14 protein-coding genes are annotated in these 18,747 nt (G+C 67.4%); 11 read left to right on the top strand and 3 right to left on the bottom strand.

Features of this window, described 5'->3' with window-relative positions; genetic code table 11:
• Positions 1 to 3: 3 nt before the first annotated feature.
• Entirely contained in the window at positions 4 to 840 is an 837-nt protein-coding gene (locus ACIA75_RS29715; protein WP_397109838.1) for an alpha/beta fold hydrolase, read from the bottom strand.
• A 269-nt stretch (positions 841 to 1,109) separates the two neighbouring features.
• On the opposite strand from ACIA75_RS29715, the gene ACIA75_RS29710 reads away from it, so the two are divergent.
• The 5 genes from ACIA75_RS29710 (at position 1,110) to ACIA75_RS29690 (ending at position 8,067) form a co-directional block, all read left to right on the top strand.
• The gene (locus tag ACIA75_RS29710; protein ID WP_397109836.1) at positions 1,110 to 2,327 is read left to right on the top strand and encodes a sensor histidine kinase; all 1,218 of its coding nucleotides are present in this window, start codon (positions 1,110 to 1,112) and stop codon (positions 2,325 to 2,327) included.
• The gene (locus ACIA75_RS29705; RefSeq protein ID WP_397109833.1) at positions 2,324 to 3,001 is read left to right on the top strand and encodes a response regulator; all 678 of its coding nucleotides are present in this window, start codon (positions 2,324 to 2,326) and stop codon (positions 2,999 to 3,001) included. Before ACIA75_RS29710 ends, ACIA75_RS29705 begins: the two co-directional genes overlap by 4 nt.
• A gap of 523 nt (positions 3,002 to 3,524) precedes the next feature.
• Positions 3,525 to 4,568: an alpha/beta hydrolase gene (locus ACIA75_RS29700; RefSeq protein ID WP_397109831.1), complete on the top strand. Its 1,044-nt coding sequence runs from the start codon at positions 3,525 to 3,527 to the stop codon at positions 4,566 to 4,568.
• On the top strand, positions 4,565 to 6,358 hold the full coding sequence (locus tag ACIA75_RS29695; protein WP_397109829.1) for an ABC transporter ATP-binding protein: 1,794 nt from the start codon (positions 4,565 to 4,567) through the stop codon (positions 6,356 to 6,358). Before ACIA75_RS29700 ends, ACIA75_RS29695 begins: the two co-directional genes overlap by 4 nt.
• Positions 6,355 to 8,067: an ABC transporter ATP-binding protein gene (locus ACIA75_RS29690; protein ID WP_397109827.1), complete on the top strand. Its 1,713-nt coding sequence runs from the start codon at positions 6,355 to 6,357 to the stop codon at positions 8,065 to 8,067. Before ACIA75_RS29695 ends, ACIA75_RS29690 begins: the two co-directional genes overlap by 4 nt.
• A 254-nt stretch (positions 8,068 to 8,321) precedes the next feature.
• On the opposite strand, the gene ACIA75_RS29685 is transcribed toward ACIA75_RS29690, so the two are convergent.
• Positions 8,322 to 8,954, bottom strand: coding sequence for a TetR/AcrR family transcriptional regulator (locus ACIA75_RS29685; protein ID WP_397109825.1), 633 nt, complete (start codon positions 8,952 to 8,954; stop codon positions 8,322 to 8,324).
• A 67-nt stretch (positions 8,955 to 9,021) separates the two neighbouring features.
• Between ACIA75_RS29685 and ACIA75_RS29680 the strand changes: the two genes are divergently transcribed.
• The 6 genes from ACIA75_RS29680 (at position 9,022) to ACIA75_RS29655 (ending at position 17,107) form a co-directional block, all read left to right on the top strand.
• On the top strand, positions 9,022 to 10,569 hold the full coding sequence (locus tag ACIA75_RS29680; RefSeq protein WP_397109823.1) for a flavin-containing monooxygenase: 1,548 nt from the start codon (positions 9,022 to 9,024) through the stop codon (positions 10,567 to 10,569).
• Positions 10,566 to 11,396: an SDR family NAD(P)-dependent oxidoreductase gene (locus ACIA75_RS29675; protein ID WP_397109821.1), complete on the top strand. Its 831-nt coding sequence runs from the start codon at positions 10,566 to 10,568 to the stop codon at positions 11,394 to 11,396. Before ACIA75_RS29680 ends, ACIA75_RS29675 begins: the two co-directional genes overlap by 4 nt.
• A 17-nt stretch (positions 11,397 to 11,413) precedes the next feature.
• Positions 11,414 to 12,337 carry an alpha/beta hydrolase gene (locus ACIA75_RS29670; protein ID WP_397109819.1) on the top strand — a complete coding sequence of 308 codons (924 nt, stop codon included), beginning with the start codon at positions 11,414 to 11,416 and terminating at the stop codon, positions 12,335 to 12,337.
• A gap of 125 nt (positions 12,338 to 12,462) precedes the next feature.
• On the top strand, positions 12,463 to 14,256 hold the full coding sequence (locus ACIA75_RS29665; RefSeq protein ID WP_397109817.1) for an AMP-dependent synthetase/ligase: 1,794 nt from the start codon (positions 12,463 to 12,465) through the stop codon (positions 14,254 to 14,256).
• Between the two features lie 323 nt (positions 14,257 to 14,579).
• Positions 14,580 to 15,662, top strand: coding sequence for a patatin-like phospholipase family protein (locus ACIA75_RS29660; protein WP_397109815.1), 1,083 nt, complete (start codon positions 14,580 to 14,582; stop codon positions 15,660 to 15,662).
• Positions 15,659 to 17,107: an HAD-IB family hydrolase gene (locus ACIA75_RS29655; RefSeq protein ID WP_397109813.1), complete on the top strand. Its 1,449-nt coding sequence runs from the start codon at positions 15,659 to 15,661 to the stop codon at positions 17,105 to 17,107. The genes ACIA75_RS29660 and ACIA75_RS29655 overlap by 4 nt, the downstream gene beginning before the upstream one ends.
• 41 nt (positions 17,108 to 17,148) lie before the next feature.
• Here ACIA75_RS29655 and ACIA75_RS29650 read toward each other — a convergent pair whose 3' ends face one another.
• Positions 17,149 to 18,627 (bottom strand): DHA2 family efflux MFS transporter permease subunit, encoded by a 1,479-nt coding sequence (locus ACIA75_RS29650; protein ID WP_397109811.1) that lies wholly within the window; start codon positions 18,625 to 18,627, stop codon positions 17,149 to 17,151.
• Positions 18,628 to 18,747 lie beyond the last annotated feature (120 nt).

Below are 18,747 nucleotides of genomic sequence, written 5' to 3'. Positions count from 1 at the left end.
GGGTCAGTGTCCCTGACCAGGCGGTCTGCCGGGAAGCAGCCCGGTGAGGTCCGTGACGATCCGGGCGATTTCCGGCGCGTGGGTCACGACCAGCTGATGATCGGCCTCCAGCCAGATGGCGGCGATCTGCGGGTGCGTCCGGACCAGCCGCTCGATACCGGCACGCCAATTCCGGTTGCGCCCCTGCGTGGCCCCGTCGATGCCGGTGCCCGCCATCGATGTCGACATGATCATGCTGATCGGCGCGGTCACGTCGTGGTACAGGCCGAGGAGTGTTCCGGTCCGGAGCACATCGAGTTCGAGGTTCAGTTCGAGTATTTCCCGCGCGGTCAGGCGCACGCGCCGGGCCGCGTCGTCCGCGGCACCGCTCCCGGGCGGGGCGACCGAGCTTTCCCACATCGCAAGAAAATCCGGTACATCGGCCGCCGGGATGAAGGGCTCGGGCACCGGGTTCCCCCCGTCGATGAGTACCAGGCCGGCGACAGCGCCGGGATGATCGGCGGCGTACTGCACGGCCAGATCCGCACCCAGTGAGTAGCCCGCCAACACGGGCGCCGCAGACAGACCGAGGGCTTCGAGTTCCGCGATCACTGCGGTCAGATCCCCGAGGAATGCCGCAAAGGAGTACTGCTCGGCAGCCGAGGTCGAACCGTGTCCGCTGAGGTCGAAAGTCACCACATCGTGGTCGCATCGCAGCAGTTCGATCAGCTCCTGCAGTCCGGCCTGGGTGGAAGACAGCCCGGGGCACAGGACGAGGGGGCGTCCACGGCCGCCACAGCTCGCCGAAATCGCGACTCCGTCGTGGTGGACCGTGAAGTGGTGGACGGCGCTACTTGTCATGCGAACCATAGTGCGAGGTTGCCCCTGCGTCAGGGTCAACCTCCGCGCGCAGCCGGGTGCATGCCCGGACCCGCTGCGGCTCGGCCCGCCCGCCGGATGCCGCGACGAGGAGGAGCCGGAATACCCGCTGAGGATGGTGCCGCCGTGTTCGGCGGTGGAAGCCGTACGCGAATGCACGTAGGAGCAACACTTTCGGCTACGTCGCTCGCCGTACCCGGTTGCGCATGGAAGGGGAGCACGCGACACCGCGGATGACGTACTGTCACGACATGGAGTTGCGGGCGGTGTCACGACAACTGTCCGCCGGGTTCGCGCGACGGCCCGAGTGGTTTCCGGATGTGGCGCTGGCGCTGTTCGTCACGGTGATCCAGGTGCTCAGCGCGATGATTCCGGTACCGGTCGAACCGGCCTCGACACCGGTTTCGGGTGTCGGGTATTTCCTGTTGATCATCAGTGGGCTGGCGGTGGTGGCGCGCAGGCGGCGGCCCGTCGCGGTGTTCGCGATCACCGGCGTGGCCAGCCTGATCTATTTCGCGTTCGATTTCCCCGACCGGATGTCCTACCTCGGGCTCTTCGTCGCCCTGTACACGCTCGCCGCCTACGGCGACGGGCAACGGTCGCTGCGGATCGCGGGGGCCGGGATCGCGGTGCTGTCGGTGGGCTGGTTGATCGCCGGTGCGGATGTGGAGCCGGTCTCGGCCATCGGCTGGGTGTTCTTCCGGATCGGCGCGTCGGTGATCAGCACGATGCTCGGCGAATCGGCCAGGTCGCGCCGGGTGATGGCCGCCGACGCGCAGGAGCGGGCGGAGCGGGCGGAACGCTCGCGCGAGGCGGAGACGCGGGCGCGGGTCGATGCCGAACGGCTGCGGATCGCCCGGGAAGTGCACGACACCGTCGCGCACGCCATCGCCATCATCAATGTCCAGTCCGGGGTGACCGCGCATGTACTCGGCAAACGGCCGGAGCAGGCGCGGGAGGCGCTGCGCACCATCGAACAGACCAGTTCGCGGGCCCTGCACGAAATGCGCGCCGTTCTCGGTGTGCTGCGCGACGGGGACGAGCGCGAGCCCTATCCCGGTCTCGACCAGATCCACGAACTCACCACCAAGGCCCGCGATGCGGGGCTCGAGATCGAATTCGAACAGCCGGCACCGGTTCCGGCGTTACCGAGCGCGGTCGGCAGCGCCGCCTACCGGATCGTGCAGGAATCGATCACCAATGTGATCCGGCACGTCGGCGCCACGCGGGTGACTGTGGCGGTCGAACCCGATGGCGACGCGCTGCACATCCGGGTGATCGACGCGGGTCGCCGCGATCCCGGCAGCGATGCTCGTACCGGCGACTCGGGCACGTCCGGCCGCGGGATCGTCGGCATGCGGGAACGCTGTCAACTGCTCGGGGGCGATCTGGAGGCGAAGGCCCGTCCTGGCGGGGGATTCCAGGTCGTCGCCAGTCTGCCGCTCGCGCCGGTCGGGTCACGCCTGTGACCGCCACCCACCCGATCACGGTTCTCCTCGCCGACGACGAACACCTGGTCCGGTCCGGTTTCAAAGTCCTGCTCGATCTCGAAGAGGACATCACGGTCGTCGGTGAGGCCACGAACGGTGCGGAAGCCGTGGAGCTGGCTCGCGCGACCCGCCCCGATGTCGTTCTCATGGATATCCGGATGCCGAAACTGGACGGGATCCGCGCCACCGGACAGATTGCCGGGATCGCGGGCTTGGAGCAGGTCAAGGTACTGATCCTGACGACCTACGACACCGACGACAATGTTTTCGAGGCCTTACAGGCGGGAGCGAGCGGATTCCTGCTCAAGGACGCCGGTCCCGCCGAACTCCTGCACGCCATCCGGGTGATCGCCGCCGGTGAAGCGCTGCTGGCGCCGCGGGTCACCCGCCGTCTCATCGGCCAGTTCACCGCGCAGCGCCGGGCGAACAGGTCCGCCGAGGACCGGCTCGCGGTGCTGACCGATCGCGAGCGCGAGGTGCTGGCGCTGGTCGGCCGAGGTATGAACAACGACGAGATCGGTGCCGCGTTGTTCCTCAGCCCGGCCACCGCCCGCACCCATGTCAGCCGCGCGATGGTGAAACTGGGGGCCCGTGATCGCGCGCAGCTGGTCGTGATCGCCTACCAGACCGGGTTGTGTGATACCGCGTCGTAATTCCGTCGCGGACCGATCGAAACGTCGTCACCGATCCTGACCGGCGCCACCCGATGGTGTCTCGGTTACGACAACGGGCGTAGCCGAAAGCAGCTGCGGTACACGCATTCACGTAGCCGCCGACGATCTCCGGCGGACGCGGATACCGTCCGTCGAGCGGAAATATCGACGGTGTGCACACCGATCCCGAACCGTCACTTCCGATCCCTCGATTCCGGCCAGGGAACTTGCCGTCACACAGTCCGGTTCCGCCGAGGCGAGCCGGGCGTCCGGATCGCGTGCGCGACTGCGGCACCGTCCGGGTCACGACGGCACTGTGTCCGGAGCCATGACGCCTATCGCCGATCGCCACGCAGACGGCGACAGGCAGCAGTCGGGAGCCGTGAAACCCGGTCCGCTGGAACGAACTCGGTGCTTCCGGACAACCGCAACCCACCCCATCGACGACTCACCGCCGGTACGCGCTGTGCGGGAACAGAAACACCACGAAGGGCACATCATGCGAGGGAAAGTCCCACTGCGAATGCGTATTCTGGCCGCGCTCACCCCCGAGACGGACTGGGATTCGATCACTCCGGAACAGGTCGTCGAGATCCGCGACGCACAGAACCGGATGCGCCGGTCGCCGCTGCTGCGGGCGGTGACCGGCAGGCCCGATCGCGCGGCCGCGATCACCAGATCCGAACTCGAGCTCCCACAGCGCCGGCTCCCCCTCCGCGTGTACCGGCCGGTCCACGCGGATTCGCGGCTGCCGCTGGTGGTCGCCTTCCACGGCGGCGGTTTGATCAGCGGTGCCGCCGACCAGGACGACTGGCTGCTCAGCCACCTGGCTGCCCACTGCCCGGCCGTCGTCGTGGCCGTCGACTACCGGCTCGCGCCCGAACATCCGGTGCCCGCGCCCGTCCAGGACGCCTTCGACGCGGTCCCGCGCCTCACCGGAGCGGCCGCGCAATGGGGCGCGGATCCGGCGCGACTCGCGCTGCTGGGGTCCAGCGCGGGAGCCACTTTGGCGGCACTCACCGCGATCAGAGCCGTCGAACTGGGGCTGCCGGTGCGGACACAGGTGCTGATCAACCCGCAGCTGGATTGGAGCGACCGCGCGTACGAGTACCCCTCGTTCACCGAGAACGCGGATGCTCCGACCGCCCCACCGGCGCAGTGCCGCGCGGTCCGGCGTCTCGCGGTGCCCGAATCCTTCGATCCCGCGGTGATCTCGCCGCTGCACAGCGAGGATCTCGCCGGCGTCGCGCCCGCGCTGATCCAAGCCGCGGGCCTGGATCCGCTGGAGGACCAGGCACCGGCCTACGCCGACCGGCTGCGGCGGGCCGGAGTCGAGGTGCGACTGACCCGCTACCCGCGCGCCACACACGCGTTCCTGAGCATGCAGGGGGTAGTCCCGGCGGCGAAGCCGGCCCGCGCGGAAATCCTTGCCCACCTGCGCAACCGGCTGGCACCGGCGGTCGCCGAGGAGCCGAGCCGAACCGATTTCCGGGGTGCGAACCGTGGACAGGTACCGACAGTGAACGGTGCGAACGCTTCGGGTTCGATCGGGAAGGCGCGGCGATGACGATCACCGATCCGGCCGCGGACCGCTCCGCCACGCCGGCGCACACCGATTCGCCGGCGGAGCCCGGGGTGACCGAATTGCTCCGCGGTCAGGCGTGGAGTTTCGCTGCTGTGGTTGCGACGCAGATCATCGGCGCCCTCGCGGGTCTCGCGCCGTTGCTGGCCGTCGTCGAACTGGGGCGTACCCTGCTGTCGCCGGGGCCGGTCGACGAGAACCATGTATGGCTCGTGGTGCTCGGGGGCGCGCTCGGCCTGCTGGTGCGACTCGTATTCACCGGTGCGTCGTCGGGTATCGGGCATCTGCTCGACACCCGGGTGCAACTTTCGCTGCGCCGCCTGCTGGCGCAGCGGCTGGGGCGGGTGCCGATCGGCTGGTTCTCCCGCCGTCGTACCGGGGAGCTGGCGAAAGTGGTCGGCGAGGATGTGAGTGCGGTGCACCCGTTCATCGCCCACGCACCCGGGGAACTCGTTTCCGCGTTCGTGGTGCCGCTGGTATCGCTGATCTACCTGTTCACCGTCGACTGGCGACTCACCCTGATCACCCTGATCCCGGTCGCGCTGGCGATCGCGCTGGTTCCGCTGATGATGACCCCCACCCGGCTGCGCGAACAGCGGGCTTTCGACGCCGCGCAGGGACGGATCGCGGATTCGGTGCTGGAGTTCGTCCGGGGTATCGCCGTGGTCAAGGTGTTCGGCGAATCCGGTCGTGCGCATCGCAGGTTCCTCACCGCCGCGGACGATTTCGCCGATATCTTCCTGCGGATGGTGCGCGGTCTCGCCGGGATCGGCGCCGCGATGCAGGTGGCGGTCTCGCCCCCGTTCGTACTGCTGATCGTGCTGATCGGCGGGGCAGCCCTGATCACGTCCGGTGGGATGCCGCCGGCCGATCTGCTGCCGTTCCTGCTGCTCGGCCTGGGGTTGACGGCTCCGGTCGCGGCGCTGGGCCACGGTTTCGACGATATGCAGGCCGCCGGGCGCGCGGTCGGCCGGATCCGTGAGGTGCTCGCGGAGCCGCCGCTCCCGGAACCCGTGCGTCCGGTTCCGCCCCAGGGGCATCGGGTGGAGCTGCGCGGCGTGCGCTTCGGCTACGACGCCGGGCACGAGGTGCTGCGCGGGATCGATCTGGTGCTCGAACCGGGCACGGTCACCGCGGTCGTCGGTCCCTCCGGCAGCGGGAAATCCACTCTGGTGCAGCTGCTGCCGCGGTTCTTCGACCCGGTCGAGGGTTCGGTGCGCCTGGGCGGGGTCGATCTGCGTGAACTGGCCGCCGGGGACCTCTACCGGACGGTTTCCTTCGTCTTCCAGGATGTCCGCCTGCTGCGCGCGACGGTCGCCGAGAACATCGCGCTGGCCGTCCCGCAGGCCGGGCGCGACGAGGTGGTGCAGGCCGCCCGGCAGGCCCGGATCCACGACCGCATCCTCGAACTCCCCCGCGGCTACGACACGGTGCTCGGCGTGGACGCCGGGCTCTCCGGTGGCGAGGCCCAACGGATCTCGATCGCCCGCGCGCTGCTCGCCGACACCCCGGTACTCGTACTCGACGAGGCGACCTCGTTCGCGGACCCGCAAACCGAAGCCGCGGTCCGGCGAGCGCTGATATCGGGACGCGGCGACCGGACCCTGCTGGTGATCGCCCATCGGTGGGAGACGATCGCCGACGCCGACACGGTCGTGCTGCTGGCGGACGGCGCGATCGCCGAACAGGGCAGCCCCGCCGAATTACTGGACCGCAACGGTCACTTCGCCGCGTTCTGGCAGACCCATCGAGTTGCGAGGAGCGAATCGCGATGATCCGAATACTGCTGCGGGTGCTGGGGCAGTCGTATGCCCGGCCGGTGCGCCGCACCATTGCCCTGATGACCACGGCGGCGGTCGCCGAGGGCTTGTCCTACGCCCTGCTGGTTCCGGTGCTGCGGGCACTGTTCGGCAGTGATCCCGGGGATGCCCGGCCCTGGCTGATCGCGTTCGGGGCGGCGGTCGCGGTCTTCGCGATGCTGCGCTATCGCAGCGACCTGGCCGGTTTCCGCGCCGGGACCACGCTGCTGCGCGGGGTGTATCACCGCCTGGGCGACCATCTGGCCCGCCTGCCGATCGGCTGGTACACGGCCGACCGGGTCGGCGAGGTCTCGAAGCTGGCCGGTGCCGGTGTGCTGCAGGCGATGAGCGTGATCGCCCATCAATTGGCGCCGCTGATCTCGGCCACGGTGACTCCACTGACGATCGTCGGCGTGCTCTTCGTCTTCGACTGGCGGCTCGCGCTGGTTGCGGCGGCCGCCGTCCCGGTCGTCGTGCTGATCCAGCGCCGGAGCGGCCGCGCCATGGCGGCGGATGATGCCGAACGCCATGCCCGCGACCAGGAGGCCACCGGGCGGGTGATCGAATACCTGCAGGCCCAGCCGGTGCTGCGGGCGGGTGGCCGGACCGCCGAACGTTTCCGGATGCTCGACGACGCCCTGCGTGGGGTCGAACGCGCGACCCGCGGGTATATCCGCTCGGCACTGGCCGGCATCGTAGGTCTGACGCTGGTCGTCCAGGCGACGTTCACCATCCTGCTGGCGCTGGGCACCTACCTCGCGCTCGGCGGCGATATCGGCGCCGCCGAACTGCTGGCGGTGCTGGTACTGGCCGCGCGCTGCGCGGATCCGCTGCTGGCCCTGGCCGAGATGGGTGGGCAGTTGCGGGCCGCCCGGGCCGAACTGTCCCGGCTCGACGCCGTCCTGCGCACCGAACCGCTACCGGAACCGACGGCACCGATCCGGCCGCAGCGCCATGATCTGGCGTTCGAATCGATCACCTTCGCCCACGGCGGACGCACCGTGCTCGCGGATGTTTCGTTGTCCGTCCCGCGAGGGCAGCGGCTGGCGATCGTCGGCCCGTCGGGTGCGGGTAAGAGCACGCTGCTGCAGCTACTCGCCCGGTTCTACGACGTGGACGCGGGTGCGGTCCGGGTGGGCGGCGTGGATGTGCGCGCGATCGATACCGAGGTCCTGATGGCGCAGTTCGCCATAGTCTTCCAGGATGTCTATCTCTTCGACGGCACCATCGAGGAGAACATCCGCCTGGGCCGGCCCGGCGCCACGGACGCCGAGGTGCGGGCGGCGGCGACCGCGGCACAGCTCGACGAGGTGATCGACCGGTTGCCCGACGGTTGGAACACCGACGTCGGCGAAGGCGGCGCCCGGCTGTCCGGCGGGGAACGCCAGCGGGTTTCGATCGCCCGGGCCCTGTTGAAGGACGCGCCGATCGTGCTGCTGGACGAGGTCAGTTCGGCCCTGGATCCGGTGAACGAGGAAGCGGTCCACGAAGGGATCGAGCGGCTGATGGCGGGCCGGACGGTGGTGCTGGTCGCCCACCGGCTGCGGACCGTGCAGGATGCCGACCGCGTTGTGTTCCTCGACGGCGGCCGAATCGTCGAGGACGGCAGCCACACCGACCTGCTGCGCGCGGGCGGCCGGTACGCGGACTTCTGGGAACTCTCACTGTCACCGGCCGCGGGGTGACGGGCCGGAGGCCAGGGGGTCGCTGATCAGCCGGTGACCCCCTGGCCCCGCCGACCGGTCAGGTCATCCATCGAATGGACCATCCCCGCAGGCGCGGGGAGCACTACGTCCCGGACGGCTTCGAGCTGGCGATCCTGGGGTCATCCCAACATGCGCAGAGAATAACTATGCGCTTCGCCCACGGGGACAAAGCAGCCGCTCCGGTGCGGACGCCCGCGATCCCGGGCATTCCGTAAGCACGGAACTTCGGCAGATCAGAACCGGAGCGCAGCGGCGAGGGCGGGGTTCACCGCCATCGACAGCGCCAGCAGCGACTCCACCAGCAGGTCGATCAATTCGTCCCGGGTAATGCTTTCCTCACTCAGCCAGGACAGCGTGGTTTCCTCGGTGAACGCGACCCAGCCCCGGATCGACAGCAGCAGGCGGGGATCTTCGCGCTCCTGATCGGACAGTGGCACCTCGGCGAGGATGATGTCGACGATCGCTCGCCGGGTTTGCGCCACCATGTCCGCCAGGGCGGGATCAGAACTGGTGGGGCCGCGCAGAAGCGCCACGTAGGAGCTTCGGTTCTCGCTCACATAGTCGATATAGCGGCCCACCGAATCACGCAGCATATCGGCCAAGCCCAGGCTGGGGTCCGGTACGACCCGTACCAGCAGTTCCGCATTCGCCTGTTGCACTACTGCCAGTTGAAAGTCCTGTTTGGTGGGGAAATAGTGAAACAGCAGTCCGCGGGAAATACCGGCCTGAGCTGCGATTTCACTGACCGATATGTCCTCGATTGCCCGCTCGCCGAGCATTTTGACACCGAGGGTGATCAGCTGCGTCCTCCGCTCGTCCGGACTCAGACGGACACGTTTGGCGGTTTCTCCCGGACTGGTGCTCACTCGTCCATCCTACTGAACGTTGCTCAATACTGTTGACTCCGGCTCAATAGGGTCTTAGTCTGTGTACATGAGTCGCAAGGTTACAGACAAAGCTGTCGCTGCTGACCAGCCCCGCCATCTGCGGACCATCATCATCGGTAGCGGTTTCGCCGGCCTCGGCCTCGCCGTCCGGCTGACCCAGCAGGGCCGGGACGATTTCCTGGTCCTGGAGCGCGGCAGCGATGTCGGTGGCACCTGGCGGGACAACACCTATCCGGGTGCCGCGTGCGATGTGCCGTCGCACCTGTACTCCTACTCGTTCGCGCTGAACCCGGACTGGTCCCGCTCGTTCTCCCGGCAGGGCGAGATCCAGTCCTATATCCAGGGCGTCGCCGAGAAGTACAACGTGCGCGATAAGCACCTCTTCGACTGCGATGTCACCAGCGCCCGCTGGAACGGCGACACCGCCCAGTGGGAGATCACCACCAGTAAGGGCAATTTCACCGCCGATACCGTGGTCTCCGCGGTCGGCGCGCTGTGCGAGCCCAACCTGCCCGATATCAAAGGGATCAACAGCTACGAGGGCGAGATCTTCCACTCGGCCCGCTGGAACCACGATTCCGATCTCGCCGGCAAACGCGTCGCGGTGATCGGCACCGGCGCCTCCGCCATCCAGATCGTCCCGGCGATCGCCGGGAAGGTCTCCCACCTCGACGTCTACCAGCGCACCGCGCCGTGGCTGCTCCCCCGGCTCGACCGGCCGTACACGCTGCCGGAGCGGCTCGCGTTCAAACATATTCCCGGTGTGCAACGGCTGTCCCGCGCCGCCATCTACGCCGCCCGCGAAACGCAGGTTGTGGGCCTGGCGAAATTCCCGGCACTGATGCGCGGGTTCGAGGCGCTGTCCAAGGCCAAACTGCAGCTCGAGATCCGCGATCCCGAACTCCGCAAGAAGGTCACCCCGGACTACCGGATCGGCTGCAAGCGCATGCTGATCTCGAACGAGTACTACCCGGCGCTGGACCGCGACAATGTCGACGTGGTCACCGACGGTATCGCCGAGATCCGCGCAAACTCGATCGTCACGAACGACGGCACCGAGCGCGAGGTCGACGCGATCGTGGTGGCCACCGGTTTCCACGTCACCGATTCCCCCACCTACCAGACCATTTTCGGCCGCGACGGCCGCAGCCTCTCGGAGGTCTTCGACGAGATCGGGCAGCAGGGGTACAAGGGGTCGGCGATCGCCAACTACCCGAATCTGTTCTTCCTGCTCGGCCCGAATGTCGGGCTCGGCCACACCTCGATGGTGTACATGATCGAATCGCAGATCAACTACATCGCCGACGCGCTGGCCACCTTCGAACGCCGGAACCTGCGTACCGTCGAGGTGCGCCGCGCGGCACAGGACGCCTTCAACGCCGGCCTGCAGCGCAAACTCGCCAAGAGCGTGTGGAGTACCGGCGGCTGCGCCAGCTGGTACCTCGACAAGCACGGCAACAACACCACGCTGTGGCCGGACTTCACCTTCGAATTCCGCCGCATCACAAAGAAATTCGATATCGCCGCCTACGATACGAGCACGGCGGCCGCCGACCCCGCACGTCCCGATTTGAAAGTAGTGACTGCACCGTGAGCAACGAGGCTTATTTCCGTAACAAGGTTTGTGTCATCACCGGAGCCGGCTCCGGAATCGGCCGGGCGCTGGCCGTGAACCTGGCACGTCGCGGGGCGAAGCTGGCGCTGTCCGATATCGACACCGAGGGCCTGGCCGAAACCGTGCGCCGGTGCGAACAGCTCGGCGCCGAGGTGAAATCGGATCGGCTGAACGTGGCCGAACGCGAGGCCGTCCTGCTGTACGCGGACGCGGTGAAACAGCATTTCGGTGTCGTGCACCAGATCTACAACAACGCCGGTATCGCCCACCACGGCGATATCGTGAAAACCGATTTCAAAGACATCGAACGCATCATGGACGTCGACTTCTGGGGTGTGGTGAACGGGACCAAGGCGTTCCTGCCCTACATCCTGGAATCCGGTGACGGGCACGTCGTGAATGTCTCCAGCCTGTTCGGGCTGATCGCCGTCCCCGGCCAGGCCGCCTACAACTCGGCGAAATTCGCGGTCCGCGGGTTCACCGAGGCGCTGCGCCAGGAAATGCTGGTCGACAAGGCCCCGGTCAAGGTCACCTGTGTCCATCCCGGCGGCATCAAGACCGCGGTCGCCCGCAACGCGACCTACAGCGACGGTATCGACGGCGCGGACGCCAGCTCGAAGTTCGACAAATATCTCGCCATCCACAGCCCGGAAATGGCGGCGGAGACCATTGTCGACGGGGTGCGCAAGGGCCGCGGCCGGGTATTGATCGGCTGGGAAGCCAAACTGCTGGATCTGTTCGTCCGCACCGCCGCGTCGGGTTACCAGCGCATCTCGGTGGCCGTCGAACGCCGTTTCCTGCCCTGATCGCGAGAAAGACCGATATGCGAGATATCGCGCTGCCATTACCCCTGATCCGGGCGGTGATGGGTCCGTTGTACCGAGTGTCGTTCGATTCCCGGTTGTCGTTCCGGGTGCAGCGGGCCCTGATCGATGCCGCCTCTGTGCTGCAGCCGGTGCCCGCGGGGGTGCGGGTGGAGAAGTTGCGGCTGGGCGGACGCCCGGCCGAGCGGCTGGCCCCGCGAACACCCGCCGCGACCGAACCCGCCGCCGTGCTCTATCTGCACGGCGGCGGTTACGCCGTCGGATCGCTGGCCACTCACCGGTCGCTCAACGGCCGGCTCGCCGCCGGAACCGGACTGCCGGTCTATGCCATCGATTACCGGCTGGCACCGGAACACCCGTATCCCGCCGCGCTGGACGACGCCGAGGCCGCCTACCTCGAACTGGTCGGCGAATACGGCTATGCACCCGATCGGATCGCGATCGCCGGAGATTCGGCCGGCGGTGGGCTGTCGCTCGCCCTCGCCCAGCGACTGATTGCCCGGCACCGGTATACGCCCGCCGCGCTGGGTCTGATCGCGCCCTGGGTGGATCCGAACGAGATCTCCGAACGCCCCCGCGACCTGGTGGTCAACGGCCCCTGGTCGCGCGCCTGCGCCGCGGCCTACCTCGGCGAAGGCGACGGCAACGACACCGGTTATGCCCCGCTGCACGGCGTGCTGGCCGGGTTGCCGCCGGTCTACGTGCAGGCCGATGTCGACGAGCTGCTGCACCCGCAGTGCGTCGACCTCACCGCCGCGCTGCGCGCCGTCGGTGTCCCGGTGGAGTTCACCGAGAGCCGGGGCCTCTGGCATGTCGCCCAGCTACAGGCCGCGCTGGTCGGTCCCGCGGCCACCGTACTGACCGAAATGGCCGGTTTCCTGCGGCGGGCCATGGATCAGCAACCGGCGAGCGACCTAGGATGAATAGCTGATCAGGACTCGTCAGCCCGGGCCACACCGTGTACTCCTGCGCATTCACGGGTGGCCCGCCGCCGGACCGCGCCGGTGGCGTAAATTACCGACCAGTTAGCAAACAGGGAAAGGCAACGATGCGCGAGTTCGAAGCCCCGGCTTCCTACACCATCCCCGAGGACGCGAACAATTCCGACGCCGTGTTCCGGCACGCGAAGGAATCCCCGGCCGCGGTCATGTTCAACGTCCCCGACGGCCGGGGCGGCTGGCGCGATGTGCGGGCGGTGGAGTTCGCGAAAGCGGTCACCGATGTCGCCAAAGGGCTCATCGCCTCCGGTATCGACCTGGGCGACCGGGTCGCCATCATGGCCGCCACTCGCTACGAGTGGGCCCTGCTCGACTACGCCATCTGGGCGGCCGGCGGCTGCACCGTGGCCATCTACGACAGCTCCTCCGCCGAACAGGCGCGCTGGATTTTGCAGGATTCGGCGACCGTGCTGCTGGTCGTCGAGAACGACAAGCACCGCGGCGTCATCGCCGAGATCGACCCGGCCGAACTGCCGCAGCTGCGCGAAACCCTGCAGATCGACCAGGGTGCGATCGATACGCTGATCGAACGCGGCGCCGAGCTCGACGACCAGGCTGTCCACGATCGCCGCGCCCAGGTGGACGCCGCGTCCCCGGCCACCCTGATCTACACCTCCGGCACCACCGGCCGGCCCAAGGGCGTCATGCTGAGCCACGCCAATCTCTGGGCGGAATCCCGGTCCGATCGGATCGCGCTCGCCTCCTTCCTGTCGCCCGGCAAGAAGACGCTGATGTTCCTGCCGCTGGCGCATGTTTTCGCCCGCGCCGTAGGGCTCGCGGCCTTCGACGCCAAGGTCACCGTCGCGCACACCTCCGACTGGAGCACGCTGGTCCAGCAGTTCGCCGAACATCGGCCGGACTTCGTGCTGTCGGTACCGCGCGTTTTCGAGAAGGTCTACAACGGGGCCAAGCAGAAGGCGCACGACGAGGGCAAGGGCAAGATCTTCGACGCCGCCGCGGCCACCGCGATCGAATACAGCGAGGCCCTGGAAAAGGGCAAGCCGGGTCTGCTGCTACAAGCCAAGCACGCGCTGTTCGACAAGCTCGTCTACGGCAAACTGCGGGCCGCACTGGGCGGCAACTGTCAGGCCGCGGTCTCCGGCGGCGGCCCCCTCGGCGCCCGGCTGGGACATTTCTTCCGCGGTATCGGCGTCACCATCTTCGAGGGCTACGGGCTCACCGAGACCACGGCCGCCATCTCGGTCAACACCCCGGAACATATCCGCGTGGGATCGGTCGGCCGCCCGATCGAGGGCCATGCCGCGAAGATCGCCGAGGACGGCGAACTGCTGCTGCGCGGGTCGGTGGTGTTCGGCGGCTACTGGGGTAACGCAGACGCCACCGCGGACGCGTTCGAGGACGGCTGGTTCAAAACCGGCGATCTGGGCACGATCGACTCGGACGGCTTCATCTCCATCACCGGCCGCAAGAAGGAAATCCTGGTCACCGCCGGCGGCAAGAACGTCTCCCCCGCGGTGCTGGAGGATTCGCTGCGGGCCCATCCGCTGATCAGCCAGGTGATGGTTGTGGGCGACGGTAAACCGTTCATCGGTGCGCTGATCACCCTGGATCCCGAGGCGCTGCCGGGCTGGAAGGAACGCAACAACATCGCCGCCGATGTCGATATCGCGGAACTGGTCGAGAACCCGATGCTGATCACCGAGGTGGAGGCCGCGGTCGCCGAGACCAACAAGAAGGTTTCCAAGGCCGAGCAGATCAAGAAGATCAATATCCTCACCGTGGACTGGACCCAGGAAACGGGCGAACTCACCCCGAAGATGTCGCTCAAGCGCGCGGTAGTGATGAAGCAGTACGCCGGCGAGGTGGACAAGATCTACAGCTGACCCGCACACTCCGGGTACGGCCCCGGTCGGCTACGTAGCCGACCGGGGCCGTACCCCTTCCGGGCGCGTGCCGTTCGTCAGCCGAGCGTAAAACGCTCCCCGTGCGGATGCGAATTACCATGGCATACGGAAAGATTCACCACTGGCACGGCCGTACAACGTGGACCGGGAGTGAAGTATGCCAGGTGAGCCGGCGGTGGAGACCGCACCGCTATCGACCGGGGAACGGCGATACGATCCTCGGCCCAGCCGATCGCGGACGGCCTGATATGGCCCGAAATTCTCGCGGCGGCGTCGAAAACTACTGGAACACAGACCATCCGGTGCTGAGAATCCTCCGGCAAAGACGGGACTCCGGGAGCCGGCCGGGCGACCGCCGCGATACCGCCAAGGTTGCGTTGACCGTCGCGGGCGGCGGAATGCGGGGAGCGATATCCGCCGCAATGTGCGCCCAACTCGACGACTCGGGATTCCGGGACGCGTTCGATGTCGTCTACGGATGTTCCGCCGGCGCGATCAACGCCGCATATTTCATTTCTCAACCGGCCGGCACCTGCTGGTATCCGCTGTCGATCTACTACGAAGACCTGGCCACCGACCGGCTCATCCGGTACACGAGGCCACTGTACGGCCGGTCGATCCTCGACCTCGATTACGTTTTCGACGAAGTTCTCGACTCGAAAAAACCGTTGGACTACGACACCGCGGTGAAATCACCGCAAGGATTGGTTGTTCTGACAACGGATCTGGATACCCGGGAGACCTTCCCCGCCCGCGACTTCTCCACTGGAGGGGAATTGAAAGCGTTCCTCCGGGCCGGTGCGCGACCCCCCTTGGTGGTGAAAGGCGAATCCGCTATCGGCGGGCGACGTCTCGTGGACGGCGCTCTCCTTGCCCCGCGTCAATTCCGATTCGCCGTCGCGGACGGCTGTACCCATGTCCTCTCCCTGGGTACACGCCGGCTGGGACGTCCGCAGGCGGGCATCTCACTCGGCACTCGCGCCTACGCGCACTGCCTCGAGCGGGTACGGAGCGGGCTGGGCAAGGCCTACCTCGACGCTCTCCGCCTTCGTGCCCGGGATCGAGAACATCTATCCCGGCAACGCTTCGCCTCGGACGGACCCGGGCCACATGTGCTGAATATCGCCCTCCTACCGTGGATGCAGGGTGTTCGATTCCACGACACCGATCCGAACCGGATCTTCGGCAGTATCCGGGACGCGTATTCGGTCTCCTACTGCGCCACCGAAGGAATCGGAGTCGACCGCCTGCGCGACGGACTGGTCAGCGCGCTGACGAAGTTCTCGATAGCCGGCCACGGTGGGCCGCACGCCCCGGCACGCACGGGGAATCCGGTGTCCACAACCGAGACCGGCGGCGCGGGATTGGTGGCCTCGGCACCATGACGAGAGCAACGACCTCCGGCAACCCGGTGGAGACGAGGGTGGCGGAGATACGCACAGGCCCCAGCGGGCCCCATATCGCCGCATTCTTCGATTTCGACGGCACCATCGTCGAGGGGATCACACCCGTACGGCGCGCCCTGCCCCGTCGGCTCGGCCGGGACGCCGCCGTCCCGCTGCTGCCGGGACTGACCGGGCGGAAAGACGCCGCACATCGCAGGCGGTTGGAACGGCTGATTTCCCATACTTGGCGGGGCCGGCCGGTAGCAGACTTCGACGAAGCCCAGGAGCGGTTGTACGATCGAATTGCCGGCAATCTCTATCCGGAGGCGTGGGAACTCATCCGCGCACACCAGCACATGGGCCACACGGTAGTGCTGACAACGTCGGCAACACGGGTCCAGACCCATCTGATCGCCGCGGAACTGGGAATCGATCATGTGCTGTGTACCGAGCCGGTCGTTTCCGCGGGAAAATTCACCGGCGAGATCGACGGCGAGATCGTCTGGGGGGCACACAAAGCCGATCTCGTGGCGAAATTCGCTATTGCCCATGACCTGGACCTCGGCACAAGCTTCGCTTACTCGAACGGCCGGGCGGATATTCCCATGCTCCGGCTGACCGGTCATCCGACCGCGGTGAATCCGGACTCCGGACTCACGAATGCGGCGACCGAAACAGGTTGGCGTATTCTTCGCTGTCGTCGCCGACGGCCGGGTCCTTATCGGATCGGTCGCACTCTCGTCGGTCTCTTCGCTCTGCTCGGTGCGGCCGGCGCAGTCTTTCTGTCTTCGCCGATCGGTGACCGCCGAGCGGCAATCGACAGACTGTACCGGTGGGCTCCCGCGGCGGCGCTGCGTTGCGCGGGCCTGCGCATCCGGATAACAAACGCCGAGAAGCTGCGTACACCCCGTCCCGCGGTTTTCGTGTTCAACCATCAGAGCCGGATCGATGCTTTGCTGATCCCGTACCTGCTGCGCGGGTCGTTCACGCCAGTGGTGACAGCAAAGGCACGACGCTATCCGATCTTCGGCCTGCTGCTGAGCTACGGCGGCTCCCTGTTCATCGACCGTTCCACACCGCGTGGCGCCAGACAGGCACTGGATTCCCTGGTGACCGCTCTCCGCGAGGGCAGGTCGGTAGCCATCGCGCCCGAGGGCCGGGTCTCGTCGACTCCCCGCCTGCAGGAGTTCAAGAAGGGCGCCTTCCACCTCGCCACGCAGGCCGGTGTTCCCATCGTGCCGATCGTCATACGCAATGCCGGGCAAGCCCTCTGGCGGAAATCGATTGTCGTCCAACCCGGGACCATCGATATCGTGGTTCTCGATCCGATCGATACCAGCTCATGGGAACCCGCCACCCTGGGCGGGGAGATCGCGGCAATCCACCGCCTGTACGGCGAAACACTTGCCCACTGGCCGGGCGGCCGCACAGCGACCTCCCGATAGGCGGCACCCCTCCGCGGACCACGCACAACCGGAGCCGCACCTCAATGGGCGAGCGAATCCTCCTTCCGCAATTCCGTCGGCCCACCGGGCCCGGCGACAGGGTTGCGGATGAACAACGCCGAAGCGATCACACCGATCAGCAGCAACGCCGCCGGCAGGAAGGTTGCTTCGCTCAGCGCGGTACTGAAGACCTGACGGATGGGTTCGGGTACCTGCTCGCTGCCCATCCCTTCGCCCGCCGGTGCGTCACCCATGCCACCGGCGCTCATCCGCGCCGCGACCAGGGCACTGATGGCCGCGCTGCCGAGCACCGAACCCACCTGGCGGGTCGTGTTGTAGACCCCGGCGCCGGCACCGGCCTGGTGGATCGGCAGATTATGGGTGGCCGTGGTCGCCAGCGGTGCCCAGATGAACGAGTTGGACAGGCCCGCGACCGCCCCCGCGATCACCATCCAGGTGATATTCGCGTGCGGGTTCCGCATCACCAGGGCGAACCAGGCGACGGATATCGCGAACAGCAGGAACCCCGTGGTCGGGATGAGCCGGGGATGCCAGCGCCCGGACAGTTTGCCCACCACCGGAGCCGCCACGCCGGAAATGACGGCCATAGGAGCGAGCACCAGGGCGGAACGGGTGGGCGTCATACCGTGCACGGCCTGCAGGTAGAAGTAGATCGGCACCATCAAGGCGGTGATCGATGCGCCCATGCTGGCGATCGCCAGGTTCGACAGCGAGAAATTGCGATCACGGAAGAGTCCCAGCGGAAGCAGCGGTTCTCCCTTGCCGCGGGCCTGGGTCAGCCCGAATACGGCCAGCACCACGATCCCGGCGACGATCATCGCCCAGATCTTCGCCGACCAGTCGCTCGCGTTGCCCTCCTGGATCCCGAACACCAGCAGGAACATGCCCGCCGCGCTCAGCACGACACCGAGCAGATCGAATTTGTGCTGATGGGTCGGCAACGAGGGCACCAGCCAGACCGCGAGCGCGAACGCGACGACACCGACCGGCACATTGACGATGAAGATCCATTCCCAGCCGAGGCCGTCGACCAGCAGCCCGCCCAGAATCGGGCCGATCAGGGTCGCCAGACCGGCGACAGCACCCCACAGGCCCATGGCCGCGCCCCGCCCGTCCGGCGGGAAGGTCCGGGTGATCACCGCCATGGTCTGCGGGGTCATCAGCGCGGCACCCAGGCCCTGCACCGCCCGCGCGGCGATCAGCGTCTCGATATCGCCGGACAGGCCGCACCACAGCGAAGCGAGGGTGAACACCAGCAGACCGAGCAGGTAGATGTTCTTCGGACCGAATCGGTCGCCCAGGCGCCCGGTGATCAGCAGCGGCACCGCATAGGTGAGCAGATAGGCGCTCGTCACCCAGATGACCTGGGAGATATCGGCATGGAGTTCGGTCATGATCGCCGGATTCGCGACGGCCACGATCGTCACATCCAGCAGGATCATGAAGAACCCGACGACCAGTGCGCCCAAGGCCAGCCACGGATTACGTTGAGTGGGCATCGATTCCATTCCTGTCCCAGCGGCGCCGAATGCGCCGGCTCGTGGATCCGTCGCGGTGCGCCGCACGATCGCACCGCCCGGCCCCGCCACCGGCCGACCCAGCAGGGCGCGCGGCAGCGG

The organism is Nocardia sp. NPDC051750 (assembly GCF_044453135.1).
Classification (GTDB): Bacteria; Actinomycetota; Actinomycetes; order Mycobacteriales; family Mycobacteriaceae; genus Nocardia.
This window is presented reverse-complemented; position numbering and strand designations above follow the sequence as displayed.

What these genes read in the sequence shown, in the direction of transcription:
- ACIA75_RS29715 (WP_397109838.1), bottom strand. Translation starts at nt 840, where the DNA reads ATGACAAGTAGCGCCGTCCACCACTTCACGGTCCACCACGACGGAGTC.
- ACIA75_RS29710 (WP_397109836.1), top strand. Translation starts at nt 1,110, where the DNA reads ATGGAGTTGCGGGCGGTGTCACGACAACTGTCCGCCGGGTTCGCGCGA.
- ACIA75_RS29700 (WP_397109831.1), top strand. Translation starts at nt 3,525, where the DNA reads ATGCGTATTCTGGCCGCGCTCACCCCCGAGACGGACTGGGATTCGATC.
- ACIA75_RS29695 (WP_397109829.1), top strand. Translation starts at nt 4,565, where the DNA reads ATGACGATCACCGATCCGGCCGCGGACCGCTCCGCCACGCCGGCGCAC.
- ACIA75_RS29690 (WP_397109827.1), top strand. Translation starts at nt 6,355, where the DNA reads ATGATCCGAATACTGCTGCGGGTGCTGGGGCAGTCGTATGCCCGGCCG.
- ACIA75_RS29680 (WP_397109823.1), top strand. Translation starts at nt 9,022, where the DNA reads ATGAGTCGCAAGGTTACAGACAAAGCTGTCGCTGCTGACCAGCCCCGC.
- ACIA75_RS29670 (WP_397109819.1), top strand. Translation starts at nt 11,414, where the DNA reads ATGCGAGATATCGCGCTGCCATTACCCCTGATCCGGGCGGTGATGGGT.
- ACIA75_RS29665 (WP_397109817.1), top strand. Translation starts at nt 12,463, where the DNA reads ATGCGCGAGTTCGAAGCCCCGGCTTCCTACACCATCCCCGAGGACGCG.
- ACIA75_RS29655 (WP_397109813.1), top strand. Translation starts at nt 15,659, where the DNA reads ATGACGAGAGCAACGACCTCCGGCAACCCGGTGGAGACGAGGGTGGCG.
- ACIA75_RS29650 (WP_397109811.1), bottom strand. Translation starts at nt 18,627, where the DNA reads ATGCCCACTCAACGTAATCCGTGGCTGGCCTTGGGCGCACTGGTCGTC.